This is a genomic window from Maritalea mediterranea (assembly GCF_021568695.1).
In the GTDB taxonomy this organism is placed as follows: domain Bacteria; phylum Pseudomonadota; class Alphaproteobacteria; order Rhizobiales; family Devosiaceae; genus Maritalea; species Maritalea mediterranea.
The window spans coordinates 367,881-386,090 of record NZ_JAKGTI010000003.1; the positions used below are offsets into that span (position 1 = coordinate 367,881).

General features: G+C 55.2%; 17 protein-coding genes. 11 read left to right on the forward strand and 6 right to left on the reverse strand.

Annotated features, from left to right (window positions below):
• The first annotated feature begins 47 nt into the window (after positions 1-47).
• The 3 genes from L1I42_RS14685 to L1I42_RS14695 are packed head-to-tail and all read left to right on the forward strand — an operon-like array spanning position 48 to position 2,969.
• On the forward strand, positions 48-1,001 hold the full coding sequence (locus tag L1I42_RS14685; RefSeq protein WP_236115426.1) for an ABC transporter permease: 954 nt from the start codon (positions 48-50) through the stop codon (positions 999-1,001).
• Positions 1,002-1,009: 8 nt separating this feature from the next.
• The gene (locus L1I42_RS14690) at positions 1,010-2,215 is read left to right on the forward strand and encodes an alanine racemase (protein ID WP_236115427.1); all 1,206 of its coding nucleotides are present in this window, start codon (positions 1,010-1,012) and stop codon (positions 2,213-2,215) included.
• Between the two features lies 1 nt (position 2,216).
• Positions 2,217-2,969, forward strand: a complete 753-nt coding sequence (locus tag L1I42_RS14695; RefSeq protein WP_236115428.1) for an ATP-binding cassette domain-containing protein — start codon at positions 2,217-2,219, stop codon at positions 2,967-2,969.
• A gap of 75 nt (positions 2,970-3,044) precedes the next feature.
• On the opposite strand, the gene L1I42_RS14700 is transcribed toward L1I42_RS14695, so the two are convergent.
• From L1I42_RS14700 to L1I42_RS14715, 4 genes are read right to left on the reverse strand one after another with little or no spacing between them, the layout of a single operon-like run.
• Positions 3,045-3,797 (reverse strand): iron ABC transporter ATP-binding protein, encoded by a 753-nt coding sequence (locus L1I42_RS14700; RefSeq protein WP_236115430.1) that lies wholly within the window; start codon positions 3,795-3,797, stop codon positions 3,045-3,047.
• A complete protein-coding gene (locus tag L1I42_RS14705; RefSeq protein ID WP_236115431.1) occupies positions 3,794-4,738 on the reverse strand; it encodes an iron chelate uptake ABC transporter family permease subunit in 945 nt (314 codons plus the stop codon). The genes L1I42_RS14700 and L1I42_RS14705 overlap by 4 nt, the downstream gene beginning before the upstream one ends.
• Positions 4,728-5,663, reverse strand: a complete 936-nt coding sequence (locus L1I42_RS14710; RefSeq protein WP_236115432.1) for an ABC transporter permease — start codon at positions 5,661-5,663, stop codon at positions 4,728-4,730. The genes L1I42_RS14705 and L1I42_RS14710 overlap by 11 nt, the downstream gene beginning before the upstream one ends.
• A gap of 30 nt (positions 5,664-5,693) precedes the next feature.
• Positions 5,694-6,584: a siderophore ABC transporter substrate-binding protein gene (locus L1I42_RS14715; protein ID WP_236115434.1), complete on the reverse strand. Its 891-nt coding sequence runs from the start codon at positions 6,582-6,584 to the stop codon at positions 5,694-5,696.
• Between the two features lie 215 nt (positions 6,585-6,799).
• On the opposite strand from L1I42_RS14715, the gene L1I42_RS14720 reads away from it, so the two are divergent.
• Together L1I42_RS14720 and L1I42_RS14725 are read left to right on the forward strand one after the other, a co-directional pair.
• Entirely contained in the window at positions 6,800-8,944 is a 2,145-nt protein-coding gene (locus tag L1I42_RS14720; protein ID WP_236115436.1) for a heavy metal translocating P-type ATPase, read from the forward strand.
• Between the two features lie 75 nt (positions 8,945-9,019).
• Positions 9,020-9,289, forward strand: coding sequence for a hypothetical protein (locus L1I42_RS14725; RefSeq protein WP_236115438.1), 270 nt, complete (start codon positions 9,020-9,022; stop codon positions 9,287-9,289).
• A gap of 73 nt (positions 9,290-9,362) precedes the next feature.
• Here L1I42_RS14725 and L1I42_RS14730 read toward each other — a convergent pair whose 3' ends face one another.
• Positions 9,363-10,649: a GAF domain-containing sensor histidine kinase gene (locus L1I42_RS14730; RefSeq protein ID WP_236115440.1), complete on the reverse strand. Its 1,287-nt coding sequence runs from the start codon at positions 10,647-10,649 to the stop codon at positions 9,363-9,365.
• 212 nt (positions 10,650-10,861) lie between these two features.
• Here L1I42_RS14730 and L1I42_RS14735 point away from each other — a divergent pair, with 212 nt between their 5' ends.
• A complete protein-coding gene (locus tag L1I42_RS14735; protein WP_236115441.1) occupies positions 10,862-11,326 on the forward strand; it encodes a hypothetical protein in 465 nt (154 codons plus the stop codon).
• A 12-nt stretch (positions 11,327-11,338) separates the two neighbouring features.
• Here the strand turns inward: L1I42_RS14735 and L1I42_RS14740 are convergent, their stop codons facing one another.
• Positions 11,339-13,054, reverse strand: a complete 1,716-nt coding sequence (locus tag L1I42_RS14740) for an ABC transporter ATP-binding protein (protein ID WP_236115442.1) — start codon at positions 13,052-13,054, stop codon at positions 11,339-11,341.
• Between the two features lie 221 nt (positions 13,055-13,275).
• Between L1I42_RS14740 and L1I42_RS14745 the strand changes: the two genes are divergently transcribed.
• From L1I42_RS14745 to L1I42_RS14765, 5 genes are all read left to right on the forward strand, one after another.
• Entirely contained in the window at positions 13,276-13,620 is a 345-nt protein-coding gene (locus tag L1I42_RS14745; protein ID WP_236115444.1) for an ArsR/SmtB family transcription factor, read from the forward strand.
• Positions 13,613-14,650: a permease gene (locus tag L1I42_RS14750; RefSeq protein WP_236115446.1), complete on the forward strand. Its 1,038-nt coding sequence runs from the start codon at positions 13,613-13,615 to the stop codon at positions 14,648-14,650. Before L1I42_RS14745 ends, L1I42_RS14750 begins: the two co-directional genes overlap by 8 nt.
• A gap of 147 nt (positions 14,651-14,797) precedes the next feature.
• On the forward strand, positions 14,798-16,192 hold the full coding sequence (locus L1I42_RS14755; protein WP_236115448.1) for an L-serine ammonia-lyase: 1,395 nt from the start codon (positions 14,798-14,800) through the stop codon (positions 16,190-16,192).
• A 29-nt stretch (positions 16,193-16,221) separates the two neighbouring features.
• Complete coding sequence (locus L1I42_RS14760) at positions 16,222-16,917, forward strand: formylglycine-generating enzyme family protein (RefSeq protein WP_236115449.1); 696 nt, start codon at positions 16,222-16,224, stop codon at positions 16,915-16,917.
• A 60-nt stretch (positions 16,918-16,977) separates the two neighbouring features.
• Positions 16,978-18,195 carry an MFS transporter gene (locus L1I42_RS14765; protein WP_236115451.1) on the forward strand — a complete coding sequence of 406 codons (1,218 nt, stop codon included), beginning with the start codon at positions 16,978-16,980 and terminating at the stop codon, positions 18,193-18,195.
• Positions 18,196-18,210: the final 15 nt, after the last annotated feature.

An 18,210-nucleotide genomic window follows, 5' to 3' on the forward strand; every position in this document is an offset into this window, starting at 1 on the left:
TTGTCGATGCGGGGAGGGACCGCGCATCCAGCGAAATGGATTTAATCATGCAATCGACCATGCAAAAATTACGACAGCTGAACCTGTCTCAATATGTCGTTTATATCGGCTTTTTGCTGATCTTCTTGTTCTTTGCGGTCACGTTGGGGAATGATGGATTTCTGACCCAGCGCAATCTGACCAATATAATTCTGCAAACCGCCCCCATCACCATCATGGCGATTGGTCTGGTGTTTGTGTTGGCCGCGGGGGAAATCGACCTGTCCTTTGGCTCTATCGTGGCGGTGGCCGCCCTCAGCAGCGCGGTTGTCTTGGGCGAGTATCCCTTGTTTGTTGGTGTGTTGGCAGGTCTTGGCGTTGGGCTGGCGATCGGCTTTTTCAATGGCATTTTGGTGGCCTATTTGCGCCTGCCATCTTTTCTGGTGACCCTGGCGACCATGGGGCTTTTCGCCGGTGTGGCGCGGTCCATGACCAATTTGCGCTCCGTTCCCGTGCTGAATGAGAGCTTCGTCAATATGTTTGGTTCCGGCGCCTTGTTTGGGGTGCCCTCTTTGGTGCTTTGGACCATTGGCGCGGTGGCGCTGGGGCATTTTGTGTTCCGCGAAACAAAATTTGGTGCCCATGTTTTGGCCACGGGTGACAATGCCCGCGCGGCGCAGGTAACCGGCATTAAAGTGCCCCATATCCGCGTGTGGGTGCTGACCATATGCGGCGGTTTGGCAGGCCTTGCCGGGCTGCTTTATGCCGGACGGTTGCAAGCGGCGCGCTATACGCTGGGCGAAAGCGATTTGATGACCGTGATTGCGGCGGTGATCATTGGCGGTACTGCCCTTAAGGGCGGCAAAGGCACCATTATTGGGGCGCTGGTTGGCTCTTTGATGATGGGCATGTTGAACAATGGCCTGATTTTGATGGGCCTTTCCGTATCTGACCAAATGATTGTCAGAGGCGTGATTATTTTGATCGCGGTGGCGATTTCGCTGCGCGACGTGAACAATTGAGGTAAGCCATGTTTTTAGATCTTTTGCGGCGACGTAACCCCAAATTTATCGAAGCGGCCATGGCGTTGCATCAAGAGGGGAACATCCCCGCCAACGCTTATGTGTTGGATTTGGATGCGGTTGAGCACAATGCCAGAATCTTGCGCGCCGAAGGTGACAAGCTGGACATGAAAGTGTTTGCGATGACCAAGCAGGTCGGGCGCAATTCGGCCTTTTGCCAAGCGTCTATGCGCGGTGGTGTCAATCAAGCCGTGGCTGTGGATGTGGCCTGTGCGGTGGCCTGCAAGCGGGCAGGCATGGATATCGGCCATATCGGCCATTTGGTGCAGGTGCCTAATTTTGAAGCCGACATGGTGGCCAGCTATTTGCAGCCGCAATATTGGACTGTGTTCAGCCTTGAAAAAGCACAAGAAGCAGCGGCCGCCGCCCATAAGGCCGGGCGTCAGCAGGACATTCTGGTGCGGATCAAGTCCGATGGCGATGTGTTTTATAAGGGACATGAGGGCGGGATCAAAGCCAGCGACATTGTCGAATTTGCCCGCAAGGTAGATGCGATGGTAGGTGCGCGCTTTGCAGGGATCACCACATTCCCGGCGCTCCTGTTCGATCAAGACACGCACGAGGTGAAGCCCACCCCGAACCTGACCACCTTGGAAAACGCAGCGGCGGCGTTGATTGATGCAGGATTTACCGACATTGAGATCAACGCACCGGGCACAACCTCATCTGTGGTTTTAGAGGCTCTGGCCAAAGCGGGCGCAACCCAATGTGAGCCAGGCAATGGCTTGCATGGCACCACGCCACTGCATGCGATCAAGGATTTGCCAGAATTGCCTGCAGTGCTTTATCTCAGCGAGGTCTCGCACTTGCATGAAGACAAGGCCTATTGCTTTGGCGGCGGGCTTTATATTGATCCGGTATTTCCGGATTATGATGTGAAAGCCCTGGTTGGCAGCACACCGACAACGGATAATGCGGCGCTGGCCAGTGTCGACATCCCGCCAGCGACAGCCATTGACTATTATGGCATGATCGATTGCACGGGCAGTGTTCAACCCAAGTCAGGTGATAGCGTGGTGTTCGGCTTCCGCGGACAAGCTTTTGTCACGCGCGCCTTCACCGTTGGCGTCTCCGGCATTTCAACCGGCAATCCCAAGGTCGAGACCATTGAGAACATCTTTGGCCAGGCCGAAAACTGGCCAAATCTGAGGTAGCATGATGGATCTTTCAAACAATCAGGCTGCCGATGTGTTGCAGCTGAAAAATATTCACAAGGCTTTTGGCGGCGTGGTGGCGATTGAGGATTTTTCCCTCAATCTCAAAGCCGGTGAAATTGTTGCTTTAGTCGGTGACAATGGCGCGGGAAAATCGACGCTGATCAAAATCGTCTCAGGGGTCCATGCACCAACCTCCGGCACCATTGCCATTGATGGCCAGCAAACCAGCTTCAAAGACGCCACCGAGGCGCGCGCGTCCGGTATCGAAGTGGTCTATCAGGATTTGGCGCTGGCCGACGAGCAGGCGGTTTATATGAACATGTTTTTGGGGCGGGAAAAAACCAAAGGGCCGTTTGGTCAATTGGACCGCAAAGGCATGGTGCAGGAAACCGAGCAACTGGTGAAAGAGCTGGATGTGCGAATCCCGTCAGCCAAAACCACGATCCGCAACCTATCCGGCGGTCAGCGACAAGGGGTGGCGATTGCCCGTGCCACCCATTGGGCAACCAAGCTTGTGTTGCTGGATGAACCAACCGCCGCGCTTGGCGTGGCGGAAACGGCCAAAGTGGAAGAGAATGTCGCCGCGTTGAAGGAACGTAATCTGGCGGTCTTGATCATCAGCCATAGCCTCGATCAAGTGTTTCGGTTGTCAGACCGGATTTGCGTATTGCGCCGCGGCCAACAGATCGGGGTGCGCGAAACCGCAAAGACTGACAAAAACGAAATTGTCTCGATGATCACCGGCGTTTAGGTTCCTAGCCCACGCGCATTTACCCACGATCGTCAGGCAGTGAGCCGCGCTGTGTTGCGTCACAGCGCGGCTTTTTCACACCTGCACAAAGGGCCGATCATCCAGAATATGCACCTTAGCCGCGGTGCCATAAATGCGCTGCAGAAAGGCGCTGTCGACCACATCCAGCGGCGTGCCTTGTTGGTCGATCTTTCCCTCAGCCAGGGCCACCACATTGTCGGCATAGGCGCTGGCATAATTGATGTCGTGCAGCACAATCACAATGGTGCGGCCATGATGAGCGCACAGATCGCGCAGCACCCGCATCAGCGCGCGGGAGGCGGCTATATCCATATTGTTCAGCGGCTCATCCAGCAGCATATAATCGGTGTCCTGCGCATAGGTCATGGCGACATAGGCGCGCTGGCGCTGGCCGCCGGAAAGCGTGTCCAGCTGACGATCGGCGAGGTCTACAAGGTCCAGCACCTTAATGGCTTCCGCCACCTTTTCCCGATCCCCTGGCTGCATGCGGCCCTTGGCATGGGGATAGCGGCCAAAGCTCACCAGTTCGCGCACCGTAAGGCGCGGTTCCATATGGATGGATTGCGGCAGAATGGACAGCTTTTTGGCCAGCGCATCATTGGGCGTATCGCCCACGCTCATATTGTCGATCAGGATCTGGCCTTTTTGCAGTTTCATCAGCCGGGCGATCAGCGACAAGAGGGTGGATTTGCCCGCCCCGTTGGCCCCCACCAGCGCGGTTACTTTTCCCTTGGGTATGGACAGGCTCAACTCGTTCAGAATGGTTTGCTGGCCCAATTGATGGGTGAGGTTCTGCACTGAAATCATTTTTTCAACCTTTGCAATAAAAGCAGCAAAAAGACGAGGCCGCCGACAAAATCGATGATGACGGCAAGCGGGGTGCTCATCTGCAGCACCCGTTCCATAAGGGTTTGCCCGCCCACCAGAATAAGGCAGGAGATCAGACCGGAGCTGAGCAACAGCGTCGAATGATAAGGGCTTGGGGTGACCAGATGGGCGATGGAGACCACCAGCAGTCCCAAAAAGGCCACCGGGCCAACAATGGCGGTGGAGACGGACACGAGAATGGCGATCACCCCTAGCGCCAGCAATTGCACGGCCCGGACATTCTCGCCCAGATTGATCGCCACATCGTAACCGAGGGAAATCACATCCAGCCGGTGGCGGATGGTCCAGACAAAGGCCAGGCAGGCGATGATAATCGCGACGCCAATATAGAGCAGCTCCATGTCAAAACTGTTGAAGCTGGCATAGGAGGCGATCTGGATATGGGCATATTCATTCGGGTCGATCATGCGGGTGGCAAAGCTGGTGAGCGAGCGGAACAGGGTGCCCAAAATCACCCCGGTCAAAATCATCCGCGTCAGGTCGCGCCCATGTTCAAAGATCAGCGTGCCGAACAGCAGGAATGAGGCGAGCAATAACAGCACAGTGTTCAGCGTAAATAGGCCGTACGGGCCGAGCGATAACATGCCCTGACCGCCGACAAAAAACACCATCATGGTGATGATCAGCACATAAAGTGCATCAAAGCCCATGATGGAGGGGGTTAGGATGCGGTTTTGCGCGATGGTTTGAAACAGCAGGGTGGAGGTGGAAACGGCCACGCCCACGGCGATGATCGCCAGCAATTTTGCCCCACGGAAGGCGAGCACAAAGTCCCAATTGCCGCGCGACCCGATGGTCATGTAGGCGATCATGGCGAGAGCGAGCAACAGGGTCAAAATTGAAAGACGTTTAACGGGCATGGCGCCCCCGCCCATAAAGAATCCACAAAAAGATCAGCGCCCCGACCACACCCATAATGGTACCCACAGGGATTTCAAACGGATAGCGCACCAGCCGCCCGATAATATCGCAGACCAGCACCAGGCTGGCGCCGAAAAAGGCAGTGATCGGCAGGGTTCGCCTTGCATTGTCGCCATAAAGACGCGAGACAATATTGGGGATCACCAGCCCGACAAAGGGGATCATGCCGACGGTGACCACGGTCAGCGCCGTGACGATGGAGATGGTGATCAGACCCAGCACCACCACTTGATTATAGTTCAGACCGAGGCTGATGGCCGTGGTGCGGCCCATGCCGACAATGGCAAATTGGTCGGCAATCAGATAGGCGAGCAGGGCAACGATGGCGGCGATCCACAAGGTTTCATAGCGCCCCTGCAACACGCCGGAAAATTCGCCTGTGGTCCAGATCTCAATATATTGTAACAGGTCGGCCTGATAGGCGACAAAGGTGACGCCCGCGCCAATAATGCCGCCATAGATCAGGCCCACCAGTGCAATATAGAGCGGTTTGCTGGAGGGCAGTCGGGTTACGATCAGCATCAGCCCGATGCTGGAGATCAGCGCCGTGGCCGCGGCGATCGAGATTTGGACGATCAGCGGTGTGGTGGGGAAATAAAGAATGGCGATCAGAATGCCCAGCATGGCCCCTTGGCCCGTGCCCGCGGTCATGGGCTCCACAAAGCGGTTGCGGACCAGAAGTTGCATGATGGTGCCGCACACGGCCAAAGCGCTGCCGGTGATCAACACCGCAAGGGTGCGGGGCAGGCGGCTGACAATCAGCAGTTCCAGCTCGTCGGGGTTCAGCAGCTTTTTCGGGTCAAGGTCGATCACCCCAACAAAAAGCGAAAGGGTGGCGACCACCAGCAGCACAACAAGTGCCATCCCTATGGTCGCCCCCCGGCTCATATCGGCTTACTCGCCTTTAAAGGTGGCTTGGATATCGTCCAGAATGATGTTCATGGACTGGATGCCGCCGCCCGCAATGTAAAGCGGGGCGGAGGAGAGATAGACCACTTGGCCGTTTTTCCAGGCATTGGTTTCATGCACCAGCGGGTTGTCCAATGTCTTTTTGGCGCTTTCCCCATCCTGCCCAATGGCGGCCAAACGGTCGATCACAATCAAAATGTCTGGGTTGGTGTCTTTGATAAATTCAAAGCTGGCCGCTTCGCCATGGGTAGATTGCTCCACATCCTTGGCGGCTTCGTCCAGATCGAGATTTGTGTGCAACCAACCAAAACGGCCGCTCGCGCCATAAGCGGAGACTTTCGGGCCATTGGTCATCAGGATCAGGGCTTTGCCTTTGCCGTCGAGCAGGGCTTTGGTTTGATCCAATTTGGCATTGAAAGCGTCGGCCAGTTCGATGGCCCTTGCTTCTTTATCAAAAATCTTGCCATAGGCAGCCAAACGATCCAGCCCCTGGCCGACAGTGTCTTCCCAGATGGTCATATCGATGGTGGGCGCAATTTTGTTGAACGCGTCCACATGGGTGGAGGAGCGGCCACCGGCCACCACCAGATCCACATCAAGCGCCGCCAGCGCTTCAAAGTCTGGCTCGAAGAAAGACCCGACTTGCTCCGCGCCTTCGACAGTGTCGTCCAGGTAGGACACATAATGCGGGGTCAACACGCCAGTGGGCTTTATGCCCAAGGCATCCAACGTGTCGAGGGCCGACACATCATAAACAGCGATTTTGGCAGGGTTGGCGGGGACTTCGGCTTCACCTTTATAGGTTTCAACGGTCACAGTTTCAGCGAATGCGGGCGTTGCCAACAGGGTGGCGGCAACAAGGAAAGAGCGTAGCATTTGATTTCTCCAGAACGGATAAGAGGGTGGTGCGACCTTTAAGTGGAGCGGATAACTCATATTAAAACAGGAGTCCAGATTAAATATGATAATTTTAGTTCACTTTGATTTGCCGCAAGCAGAAATGGCGCAAAAATCTAAAAATGGGGCTTGAAGCTCTAGTGACTTGAGGTCCTATCTTGCTCCCGACTCATCGAATAAGGACGGAAGATCAGATGGACCGCGTTGAAAATGAAGTGTGTGAATGGTCAGTCATCGGCATGGATTGTGGGTCTTGTGCCAACAAGGTCAGGACCGCGCTGGACCGGATGCCGGGCGTCGACGTGTTAGACGTCGCGCCGATGAATGAGCGGGTGCGGTTCACGCTGGATGGCGCCCAAACGCACCATCAGGAGATTGAAAAGACCATCAAGCAGCTCGGCTATGGGGTGCAGCGGTCCAGCGAAGCCAAGGTGCCCGATGCGCGGGCGTCCGAGACATCGCTAAAGTCTGGTTGGTTTTATACGCCTAAGGGACAATTAGTGATCGGCACAGGTCTGCTGCTCGCGGCGGCCTGGCTGATCGAATTGAGTGTGGGTGGTGATATTGGCCATTGGGCCTTCATCCTCGCCTGTCTGGTGGGGCTTTATCCGGTGGCGCGGCGGGCGCTGGCCATGGTGCGCACCGGCCAGTTCTTCACCATTGAAATGCTGATGAGTATCGCCGCCACCGGAGCGCTGTTTATCAATGCGGCGGAAGAAGCGGCGTTGGTGATTTTCCTGTTTGCCGTGGGCGAGCTGCTGGAAGGCGTTGCCGCCAACCGGGCCCGCGAGGGTATCAAGGCTCTCGCCAATCTGGTGCCCAAAACCGCGCTCTTGGAAACGGACGAAGGCACCCAGCAAGTGCCCGCCGCTGATTTGCGGATCGGGCAGGTGGTGATTGTGCGTCCCGGCGATCGATTGCCAGCCGATGGCCAGATTGTGGAGGGCCATAGCGGCATGGATGAAAATCCGGTCACGGGTGAAAGCGTGCCGCGGGCCAAGGGGCCAGGGGATGAGGTTTTTGCCGGGGCCATCAACACCGATGCCAGCCTGCGGGTGAAAGTGACCAAGGGCCCGGAAGACAACACCATTGCACGCATTGTGCAGCTGGTGCAGGAGGCGGAAAGCGCCCGTGCGCCGACTGAGCGGTTTATTGATCGGTTTTCCCGGTTCTATATGCCCGCCATTATCGGCGTGGCGCTGCTGGTGGTGCTGGTGCCGCCATTGGCCTTCGCTGAGGATTGGGGCACCTGGATCTATCGCGGCCTCGCCCTGTTGTTGATCGGTTGTCCGTGCGCGCTGGTGATCTCCGTGCCCGCGTCCATCGCGTCGGCATTGGCGGCTGGTGCCAAGCACGGTCTTTTGATGAAAGGCGGCGCGGTGATCGAATCCGCTGCCAAGGTGACAAAGGTGGGGTTTGATAAAACAGGCACGCTCACCCATGGACGCCCCGAAGTAACGGATATTGTCGGGTTTGACCAAGCTGAGAATGACGTGCTGGCCCTGGCCGCGGCGGTGGAGCAAAGCTCCAGCCATCCGTTGGCGCAGGCGATTGTGACCCGTGCGCAACAGCAGGACGTGGTCATTGCGCGGTCCAGTCAGGAGCAAGCCTTGGCGGGCAAAGGGGTGCAGGCGCACATTGATGGTGCTGCCGCCTTTGTCACCAGCCCCAAATATGCCGCCGAACAGGGGGTGCTTGCGCCAGATCATTTGGACGCGGCGAAGAAGCTTGAAGCCGAGGGCAAAACCGTGGTGGCTGTTTATCGCGAGAAACAGCCGCTGGGCTTGATCGCCTTACGCGATACGCCGCGTACGGACGCTCAGGCGGCGATTGCACAGCTCAAACAAATGGGCATTTCCGCAGTGATGCTCACCGGCGACAACCCGCGCACGGCTGCCGCTATTGCCGATCAGTTCGGTATTGAGTATCGCGCCGAAATGCTGCCGCAGGACAAGCTTGAGGCGATCCAACGCCTTACCCAGGGTGATCGGGTGCTGATGGTGGGCGATGGCATCAATGATGCCCCGGCACTCAAGCAGGCGCATGTGGGGGTGGCCATGGGGTCGGGCACTGATGTGGCGCTGGAAACCGCCGATGGTGCCATTCTGCGCGATCAGGTGGAGGATGTGCCGGGCCAAATCCGTCTTGCCCGCGCGGCGATGGCCAATATCAAGCAAAATGTCACCATCGCGTTGGGGCTGAAGGCGGTGTTTCTGGTCACCACCATTTTGGGCATCACCGGGCTGTGGATCGCCATTCTCGCCGATACCGGCGCGACCGTGTTGGTCACGCTTAATGCGCTGCGACTGCTCGGGTTTAAGCCTGAGCGTCAAACCTGATGGGGAAAGGCAAATTTACTTGAAGTGGATTGGCAATTGCGGCAGGCTGAAACTCTATTTTGAGTGAGATTTAGCATGAAGTTTCGACATTATTTTTTGTTTGTTCTGTTGCTAGCCGCTTCTTTGATTTGCTTCTGGGCATTGGCGCACATCATTCTTGGCGTTCCATTTCCTTTTTTTCATTTTGATACCATTATCTTTTTTGAAGGAATGGTCGAGTGCGTGGCTTTCGGCTTGTTCTGGATCGCGCTCATAGCAAGCAACCTTAGCAACGGTGAAGGCGAAAGCTCTGCGAATAATATGCTCGCTGCAATGAGTTTGGTGGCTCTTTTCGGTCGTCGTTGACCAGACGTGGAATATGTTGGCTTCACTGCAGCCAAATGATGGGCCATGCCAATTGTATTGCCCTGCGGGACCGCTAGACCCTATCTGCGGAAGCTAAGCGGATTTCGTTGGAGTGTCCTTGGGTCAACGCATTATCAATCGGAAAGAACAGGCAAAATGTCGTCATTTCGTTGTCGCGGCTGAGTTCGATGTCGCCGCCATGGGCCTGTGCGATCGAGCGCGCAATATACAAACCCAGGCCAAGCCCGTCGCTTCTGGTGGTTTCGCCGCGGCTATAGGGGGCAAACAGGCTGCGTTGAATCTCCTGCGGTATGGGGTCACCATGGTTCGAAATGGAAATATAGATCAAGCCATCTTTCGTCTCAGCTTCCAGTCGGATCGGCGCATTCGGCCTGCCGTGGGCGATGGCATTCGACAAGAGATTGGAAACTGCCTGTCCAACGCGAGCGGTGTCACAACTGACAGCCCGCTCAACGGCAAAGGCCTCTTGAATTTGGTGATCTGGGGCGGCGAGTCTTTGCTCTGCCAAAATGTGCTTTAATTGCTCGACAATGGGCGCATCGTCCATAGGTTCGATGTGAAAGCCTTTCCCTAAGCGCAGTTTCGCATGCATCATCATATTGTCGATCAGCTCATTTACCCTCAGCAGCGGGGGGCGCATCAAGCGGGTAATATATTGCGCGTTTTCAGGGAGCTCTTCCTTGACCAGCTGACGTAGACCGGCATCAATTGCTGAGACTGGGCTGCGCAAATCATGGCCAAGAATAGCGATAAACTCCTGCTGCAGCTCGGCCATGGCGCGTTCTTTTTCGATCAAAAGTTCGCGGGAGACCAGACGTTCTTCATTCTCAAGGCTTTTGCTGACGATATTCGAAAACATTTCCAGCATGGCGATGGTGCGCGGGTTGCTCAGGTCGCGCGGTTCAGTATCGATGGCACAAAGGGTGCCGAAAAAGCTGCCATCGCGCCGAAATATTGGGATGGAAGCATAGCTGACAATGCCAAATTGTTTGGCGATGGGGTGCCCACAATAAACTTCGTCGGTCTCCACATCATCAAAGATCACATGGTCGCCAGTGTCGCGCACGGATTGGCAAAAAGTGGACTGGATTTCAATTTCATCGCCTTCCGCCAGACCAAAATTGATGTCGTCAACCGTGCGGCAGGCCACCCAACGCCGATCGGTGACGCGGGCAACTGCCGTGAAGCGTGCGCCGGTGGCCTGGGCGATGGTCTCCAGCACGGTCTTGATAAGATCGCTGCGCGCCAATATGTCGATGTCCGTTTGAAAATCGTGCGTGCCCTCGCGATAGGCGTCATGGTCCTGCATGGCAGATCTTGGGTTTGGAGAATCGGTCATTGATCGCACTTTCTAAAATTGGCGCCCAATGATTCCCTAATGCGCCAGCCTATAGTTGGATTTGTAACCTAAATATTGGGTGGAAACAATCATCAGTAAAAACGGAGGTAGACTTCTTAAAATGCAAACAACGTGTTAAACCGCTCGCGGTTATCCCCACATAAGTGGCCGCACTTGGGATGTATTTTTTACGATAATTTTGGTTTTAGAATATGATTTTCCGGCATAAGTTTTTGTTCTGTCTTTTAACTCTCGCTGCCATTTTATCTTTTTGGTCGGCCGCGCATATTTATTTCTCGGTGCCGATATTCTTTGACTGGGGTGCGGATATTCGGCCGATCAACAATATGTTGGGATGTGCAGTCCTTGGTATTGTTGTGCTTTCACTGCGGAAGGGCGGGAAGATCAAAAAGGACTGGTTGGTTGATCTTTTGCTGCTGATTTTATTTGTGGCGTCCAACTTCTTCGGACCGGTGGACATTCGACCCTATATCTGGTTCTTCGGCTTTAGTGCGCTTGTCATTCCCCTTATGCCGCAGCGTGAAGTTTTACACGCGGATCGTGCCTATCGCAGGTACAAAAGACTTCACGGAACAGACCGGCAAACCGCTGCTCTTCTCCGTGCAATTCGGGCACCACGAATACTTTCCTCAAAAAAGAATGGGGAAGTTGACTAAATCTTCAATGCTCTACCCCGTCCCAAACTGCGCGAAATGCAATTCTGCATAGGCGCCTTTTTTCGCCAATAGTTCTTCGTGGCTGCCCTGTTCAATGATGCGGTTGTTGCTGACCACCATGATCCGGTCCGCATTGCGGATGGTGGCGAGGCGGTGGGCGACCACCAGCGTGGTTCGGCCTTTTGAAAGCTCATTGAGCGCGTTTTGAATGGCGACTTCGGTGGCCGTGTCCAAGGCAGATGTGGCTTCGTCCAGCACCAGAATGGGCGGGTTTTTCAAAAAGATCCGCGCAATGGCCAGGCGTTGTTTTTGCCCGCCGGAGAGTTTGACCCCGCGCTCGCCCACTACAGTGTCCAGCCCTTCGGGCAGGGATAGCACATAGGTGTTGAGCGCGGCGCGTTTCAGCGCTTCCATAATCTCGTCATCACTGGCGTCCAGTTTGCCATAGGCGATGTTTTCGCGGATGGTGCCACCGAACAAAAACACATCCTGCGCCACAATGCCGATCTGGGCGCGCAGGGATTGTTGGGTGACATCGCGAATATCCACCCCATCAATGGTGATGGTACCGCCATCCAGTTCATAGAAACGCGGCAGCAGCGAGCAGAGGGTGGTTTTGCCCGCGCCGGAAGGGCCAACAAAGGCCACGGTCTCGCCCGCCTTGATTTCAAACGACAGGTCGTCGAACAGGCGATCATTGCCATAGCCGAAACGGATATTGTTATAGGCAATCTCACCTTTCACATCGCCCAATTCTCTGGCGTTGGGGCGGTCGGCAATGTCGGGGCGCGTGTCGATCAGCTCGGTAAAGCGCCGGAACCCGGCAATGCCTTTGGGGTAGCTTTCCAGCACCGAGGTGATCTTGTCGATCGGGCGGAAAAACAGATTCACCAGCAGCAAAAAGCTGACAAAGCCGCCATAGCTCAATTCGCCAATGGTTACGAAATAAGTGCCGGCCAGCATTGTCAGCACAATGATAAAGCGGGTGTTGAAATAGGTGAGGGCAATGCTCGCCGTCATATAGCGATAAGCACTGAGCTTGGTGCTGCGATAGTTGGCATTGTTGTGCTCAAACAAATGCCGCTCATGGTCCTCATTGGCAAAGGCTTTCACCACCCGCACCCCGCCCACGCTCTCGGCAATGCGGGTGTTGAAATCGCCCACCTGCCGAAACAGGGTGCGCATATTCTGGGTCATGCGGGTGCCATAATGGCCAATGGTCCAGGTCATGATCGGCACCACGAACACTGAAATCAGCGCCAGTTTCCAATGCACCATAAACATCAGCGCAAATGCGCCCACAAAGGTCATGATGGCGATAAACAGATCTTCCGGGCCATGGTGGGCAATCTCGCCCACTTCTTCCAAATCCTTGGTGACATTGGTGATCAGATTGCCGGTTTTATGATTGTCGAAATAGCTGAAGCTGAGCTTTTGGATATGGTCGAAGGCCTGCCGCCGCATATCGGTTTCAATGGAGATGCCCAGCGCATGGCCCCAATAGTTCACAATGCCCATCAGGCCGGTATTGACGGAATAGACCAATAGCAGCGCGGCGGCTGCGGCAAAAATCAGCGTCCAGTTCTGGCTGGGCAGCAATTGATCCACAAAGGCTTGCACCGCGACGGGGAAGCCCAGCTCCAACAAGCCCGCTAGGACGGCACAGCCAAAATCAAGAAAAAACAGGCCCTTATAGGGCGCATAATAGCTAAAAAAACGACGTAACATTGTGCAAGGCCAAAGGCTGATGTCGAACAGGATTGTGCTCAGGCGAGCCGGTCAGAATTTCAGAAGCTCGGGATTTGGGCAATGGCGTTTCACGCTTCAGGCCAGCTTGATCGCCACTTCCTTTTTCAACGTGATCTAAATGCACCACAAATTTAGTTTGACAGAGCCTAAATTTCGAGATATCTAGAAATATAGAAATAATATTTGATTGGAAAACAACCATGATTGTTGAACTTGAACGCGCAGCACAGGCCTTTTCGGCCATGGGGTCGGAACCCCGGCTGCAAGTGTTGCTGTGTCTGGTGCGGGCGGGTGATGCCGGGTTGCTGGTGGGCGATATCCAATCGCGCACGGGCATTCCTGCCTCCACGCTGAACCACCATCTCAAATTTATGGCGGCGGCAGGCCTGATTGATCAGGAAAAGCAGGGCCGCACTATCGTCAATCGCGCCAATTTTGACTTTTTGGCGCATGTGGGCAGCTTTATCACCGATCAATGCTGCGCCGACGCCTCGCTGGTTGGTGGACCTTCGGCGACAGCTTTCAAGGAAAAAAACAATGTCTGATATTTCTGCGCGTCAGCCGGTCACGCCTGGCAGTCTTTTCAAATTTTTCACGCAGGTGCCGGTGATGATCGCCATCATTCTGGCGCTCGTGGCCGTGCTGGATTGGTTTAACTTTGGGCCTATTGTGCGGTTCGCCCTTGAAGCCTTTTTGTCTACTTTGCCTTTTCTTTTGGTGGCGGTGCTGCTGATCGGCTATCTCAAAGCCACTGGCGCTGAAGGCGTTATTGGCAAAGCCTTTGAGGGGCGCGAAGTGCAAATGATCTTTATGGCTGCCTTGGTGGGCGGGTTGGCGCCCTTCTGTTCATGTCAGGTGATCCCCTTTATCGCCGGCTTGTTGACCGTGGGGGCCCCCATTTCGGCAGTTATGGCCTTTTGGCTGTCGTCCCCTTTGATTGACCCGCCCACCTTTGTCATCACCGGGTCCGTACTCGGTTGGGAATTTGCCATCTCCAAGGCCGTGTTTGCGGTGTCACTTGGCCTTTTGGGGGGCTTTGGCCTCAAATTTGTCGGCCAGCGCGGCGCCTTGGCCGATCCGCTTAAAGCTGACTATCGCAGATCCACATGCGGCGCGTCCAAGTTTAAAGGCACACCCAAATGGGCCTTTTGGCGAGAGCAGGACCGCGTGGGCGTGTTCAAGAAAGAAGGGTTGAGCAACCTGACCTTCCTCGGCAAATGGCTCGCCTTTGCTTATGTGCTCGAAGCGCTGCTGGTGACCTATGTGCCTGCGTCATTGGTGGCGCAATTTGTTGGCGGCGAGGGCATTTTGCCCATCGGGTTGGCCGCCTTGGTTGGTGCTCCGGCCTATTTGAACTCCTATGCGGCGGTGCCGCTGGTGGATGGGCTGTTGGACCAAGGCATGAGCGCGGGTGCGGCCATGAGCTTTATGATCGCTGGTTCGGTCAGCTCCATACCGGCCATGACCGCGGTGTTCTCACTGGTGAAAAAGCAGATTTTCGCCACTTATCTGGCCCTTGGCATCGGTGGTGCGATGCTGTTTGGTGTTGTCTATCAAATACTGATGGGCAGCTAGCAAAGCGACACCAACGAAAGTTTAGATAAGAGGCAGTGCATTTTCCTTTGCACTGCCTCTTTTTCGGCGTTACTCCTAGTGAAAAATTAATGCATCCAAAATTGCATTCCAATTTTGAGTATTGCAATAAGCTAGGGAAGAGATGATATGTTCGTTAGCGTCTTTGACGTCTTTAAGGTCTCGATTGGGCCGTCCTCGTCTCATACGATGGGACCCATGGTGGCGGCGAAACAGTTTTTGGAACATCTTGTAAAAAACAAAGGTCGTTTTGATCGCGGCGACCGCTGCCATATTGAATGCCAACTGCAAGGTTCACTGGCTTTTACCGGCAAGGGCCACGCCACGGACCAGGCGGTGCTGTTCGGCCTTTTGGGCTTTTCACCAGAAACATTTGATCGGGCGGAGGCTGAAGATAAGCTTGAACTTTTGCGTATTGGCAAAGAGATCGAGCCAACGTCTGGGTTGAAAATCGGGCTCGAAGCTGAAAATGCGATTGTCTTTGATTATGATACGCAGGACCTGGCGCATCCAAACAGCATGGTTTTGAGCCTGAAAGACGAAGCTGGGGAAGTGCGCTATAGCCAAACCTATTTGTCTATCGGCGGCGGTTTTGTCATGACAGCGGACGAATATGAAGCGTCCGAACAATTGCCCGTGACCGATGTGGTCTCGGTGCCCTATCCTTTTAAAAATGCCAATCAGATGCTGGAGATGGGCAAAAAGAGTGGCAAAAGCATAATTGAAATGAAGCGGGCCAACGAGCTTTCGCATATGAGTGAGACGGACCTTGAATTGGGGTTGAAAAAGCTCTGGCAGGTTATGGACAATTGCATTGAGCGCGGTTTGGGCAGCGATGGCACCTTGCCTGGTGGGCTAAAGGTGCGTCGTCGCGCGGCTGGCGTGCGCCGCAAATTGCTTGACGAGCGCGGCACCAATCTGCAAATGCCCCATGCGGTGAATGACTGGATTTCGCTATATGCCATGGCGGTGAATGAGGAAAATGCCGCTGGCGGTCAGGTGGTGACGTCGCCCACCAATGGCGCCGCCGGGGTGTTCCCCGCCGTGACAAAATATTATTTGGACCATGTGCCCGGCGCGACCCAGAAGAAGGTTTATGACATGTTGTTGGCTGGCGCAGCCATTGGCGGCCTGATCAAACATAATGCGTCAATTTCCGGCGCGGAAGTGGGCTGTCAGGGTGAAGTCGGCTCGGCTTCGGCCATGGCCGCCGCCGCTCTATGTGCCGTGTTGGGCGGCACCAATGAGCAGATCGAAAACGCGTCCGAGATTGCGCTCGAGCATCATTTGGGCATGACCTGCGATCCGGTGAACGGCTTGGTGCAGGTGCCCTGCATCGAGCGCAACGGCCTTGGCGCCATCAAAGCGGTCGCCGCGGCCTCATTGGCGCTCAATGGGGATGGCACGCACGTGATTTCTCTCGATGCCTGTATCAAGACCATGTATGAGACCGGCAAAGATATGGACAACCGCTATAAGGAAACCTCCCTTGGCGGTCTCTCTGTCAATTATACGGCGTGTTAGGAGCGGATTGATGAAAGGAAAAGCGCACTGTGGCCCCTTTGGATTTGGACAATGTTTTAGCTGACTTTGTTGGGCTTGAGGGCGGTCGCGTGGATTTGCGCGATGATCGTCTTCAGGCCAAATGGCAAGTTGAGCTCAAACCCTTCTGCCTTTCCAAATATCCCGTCACGCAAGCGCTTTACCATCAGATCACCGGCCATAATCCGGCAAAATTCACCGGCGCAGGTCGCCCGGTTGAGCATGTCTCCTGGTATGATGCGGTGCAGTTCTGCAATCAAATCTCCAGCCATTTTCATTTGGCGCCGGTCTATCAGATTGGCGCCAATAGGGATCATGTCGTTGCTGATGCGGGCGCGAACGGGTTTCGACTGCCCACCGATGCGGAGTGGCAGTTTGCTGCACTGGGCGGGCAAACCGCGCCGCTTTATGGGCCGATCGAAGAGATCGCCTGGTTTAAGCAAAATTCAGGCGGCAGCACGCAACCCGTCGGGCAGAAGATAGCCAACGCCTATGGTTTGCACGATATGCTGGGCAATGTGTGGGAATGGTGTTTCGACGTTTATGACCCCGAAGTCTATGGCAGCTATCGCTTTTTCCGCGGCGGCGGTTGGAACGATCCGGAGCGCGGATGCCTGGCCACGAACCGACGGCGCAGCCTACCGACCTATGACATAGACGATCTCGGATTCCGGTTGGCGCGCAATAAGCGCCAAGAAAAGGATTGACCTCAACTTGACTTGAGGTTGTAGATCAAAGGGCATGGCTCATTTTTGAAGGAGTTAGCTATGCCCTTTTCCCTCCTATCCACTTCCGTATTGCGTGATCCACGCGGCATCGCCCTGTTGCTGGCTGCCACGCTCACCACCATGGCCAATGCCACCATCAGCCCGGCACTGGCCGGGTTGGAATTGCGCTTTGCCGATCATCCGCATGTGGCGTTGCTCACCCGCCTGTTGGTGCCTGCGCCCTCCATCAGCGTGGTGCTGTTTGCCCCCTTTATCGGCATATTGGCTGATCGGGTCGGGCGACGAATGCTTTTATTATCGGGCGTTATGCTTTTCGTGCTTAGTGGTCTGGCGGGCGTGATCCTGCCGGATCTTAATAGTATTTTTGCGTCTCGCCTGGTGATGGGCGTGGCCGTGGCGTTGATCATGACGGCGCAAACCGCCCTGATCGGCGACTATTTTGAAGGCGACCAGCGCCAGCAATTGATGGGGCTGCAAGTTTCCGCCCGCAATTTTGGTGGCTTTGTCGCCATCTTTCTGGCCGGGCTGCTGGCGGCAATTGCGCCGGAATATGCCTTTTTGCTCTATGGGCTGGCCGCGCTGTTTTTGCCGCTGATGTGGCGGGTGATCGTCGATCCACCGCGCTTGAGCGCCGCGCAACAGGCTGCTGCTGCTAACGCTCGGCCTGCGCCACAACCGGGTTGGCAATTGGTCTTACTTGGCATGATCCTGTTGCAGATGCTGACCAGCCTGATCTTTTTCGTCATGCCCACCCAATTGCCCTTCTTTCTGAAAAGCCTGGGGCTGGACCCGGCGCTGGCCACCGGCAATGTGCTTGGCGCACTCACCATATCCGGCGGCATTGCGGCGCTGCTTTATGCGCGTTTGCACAGGCGTATTGGCGCGGCGGGCACACTGGGGCTGGGCTATGGCATTATGGCCACAGGGTTCATGGTGTTGATGGTCGCTGCCAGTTTCTGGCTGGCGTTTGCTGGGGCCATTCTGGTGGGCTGGGGCTTTGCGTCGGCGATGCCCAATTTTGTCGCCATCGCCTTAAAAGTTACCCCAGCCCAACATCGCGGTCGTGCCGGCGGCTTGCTCACCATGTCGGTCTTTCTGGGGCAGATCATTTCGCCTTTCGTCAGCATGGCTTTGATCAGCCGCCATGGTTTTGTCGGACTATACAGCTTAATTTCAGTCACACTGGCAGTATTTGCTTGTATTGGAGTGATGTGCGCCTGGCGTTTGCGCTGCTCAAAGATCGCGGTTCTGCAATGAGTTGAAACCGGAATA

Excerpts from the sequence above, each read along its gene's own strand:
- L1I42_RS14730 (WP_236115440.1), bottom strand. The coding sequence starts at position 10,649 with ATGACCGATTCTCCAAACCCAAGATCTGCCATGCAGGACCATGACGCC.
- L1I42_RS14745 (WP_236115444.1), top strand. The coding sequence starts at position 13,276 with ATGATTGTTGAACTTGAACGCGCAGCACAGGCCTTTTCGGCCATGGGG.
- L1I42_RS14715 (WP_236115434.1), bottom strand. The coding sequence starts at position 6,584 with ATGCTACGCTCTTTCCTTGTTGCCGCCACCCTGTTGGCAACGCCCGCA.
- L1I42_RS14700 (WP_236115430.1), bottom strand. The coding sequence starts at position 3,797 with ATGATTTCAGTGCAGAACCTCACCCATCAATTGGGCCAGCAAACCATT.
- L1I42_RS14765 (WP_236115451.1), top strand. The coding sequence starts at position 16,978 with ATGCCCTTTTCCCTCCTATCCACTTCCGTATTGCGTGATCCACGCGGC.
- L1I42_RS14690 (WP_236115427.1), top strand. The coding sequence starts at position 1,010 with ATGTTTTTAGATCTTTTGCGGCGACGTAACCCCAAATTTATCGAAGCG.
- L1I42_RS14705 (WP_236115431.1), bottom strand. The coding sequence starts at position 4,738 with ATGCCCGTTAAACGTCTTTCAATTTTGACCCTGTTGCTCGCTCTCGCC.
- L1I42_RS14695 (WP_236115428.1), top strand. The coding sequence starts at position 2,217 with ATGATGGATCTTTCAAACAATCAGGCTGCCGATGTGTTGCAGCTGAAA.
- L1I42_RS14710 (WP_236115432.1), bottom strand. The coding sequence starts at position 5,663 with ATGGCACTTGTTGTGCTGCTGGTGGTCGCCACCCTTTCGCTTTTTGTT.
- L1I42_RS14755 (WP_236115448.1), top strand. The coding sequence starts at position 14,798 with ATGTTCGTTAGCGTCTTTGACGTCTTTAAGGTCTCGATTGGGCCGTCC.
- L1I42_RS14725 (WP_236115438.1), top strand. The coding sequence starts at position 9,020 with ATGAAGTTTCGACATTATTTTTTGTTTGTTCTGTTGCTAGCCGCTTCT.
- L1I42_RS14750 (WP_236115446.1), top strand. The coding sequence starts at position 13,613 with ATGTCTGATATTTCTGCGCGTCAGCCGGTCACGCCTGGCAGTCTTTTC.
- L1I42_RS14720 (WP_236115436.1), top strand. The coding sequence starts at position 6,800 with ATGGACCGCGTTGAAAATGAAGTGTGTGAATGGTCAGTCATCGGCATG.
- L1I42_RS14685 (WP_236115426.1), top strand. The coding sequence starts at position 48 with ATGCAATCGACCATGCAAAAATTACGACAGCTGAACCTGTCTCAATAT.
- L1I42_RS14735 (WP_236115441.1), top strand. The coding sequence starts at position 10,862 with ATGATTTTCCGGCATAAGTTTTTGTTCTGTCTTTTAACTCTCGCTGCC.
- L1I42_RS14740 (WP_236115442.1), bottom strand. The coding sequence starts at position 13,054 with ATGTTACGTCGTTTTTTTAGCTATTATGCGCCCTATAAGGGCCTGTTT.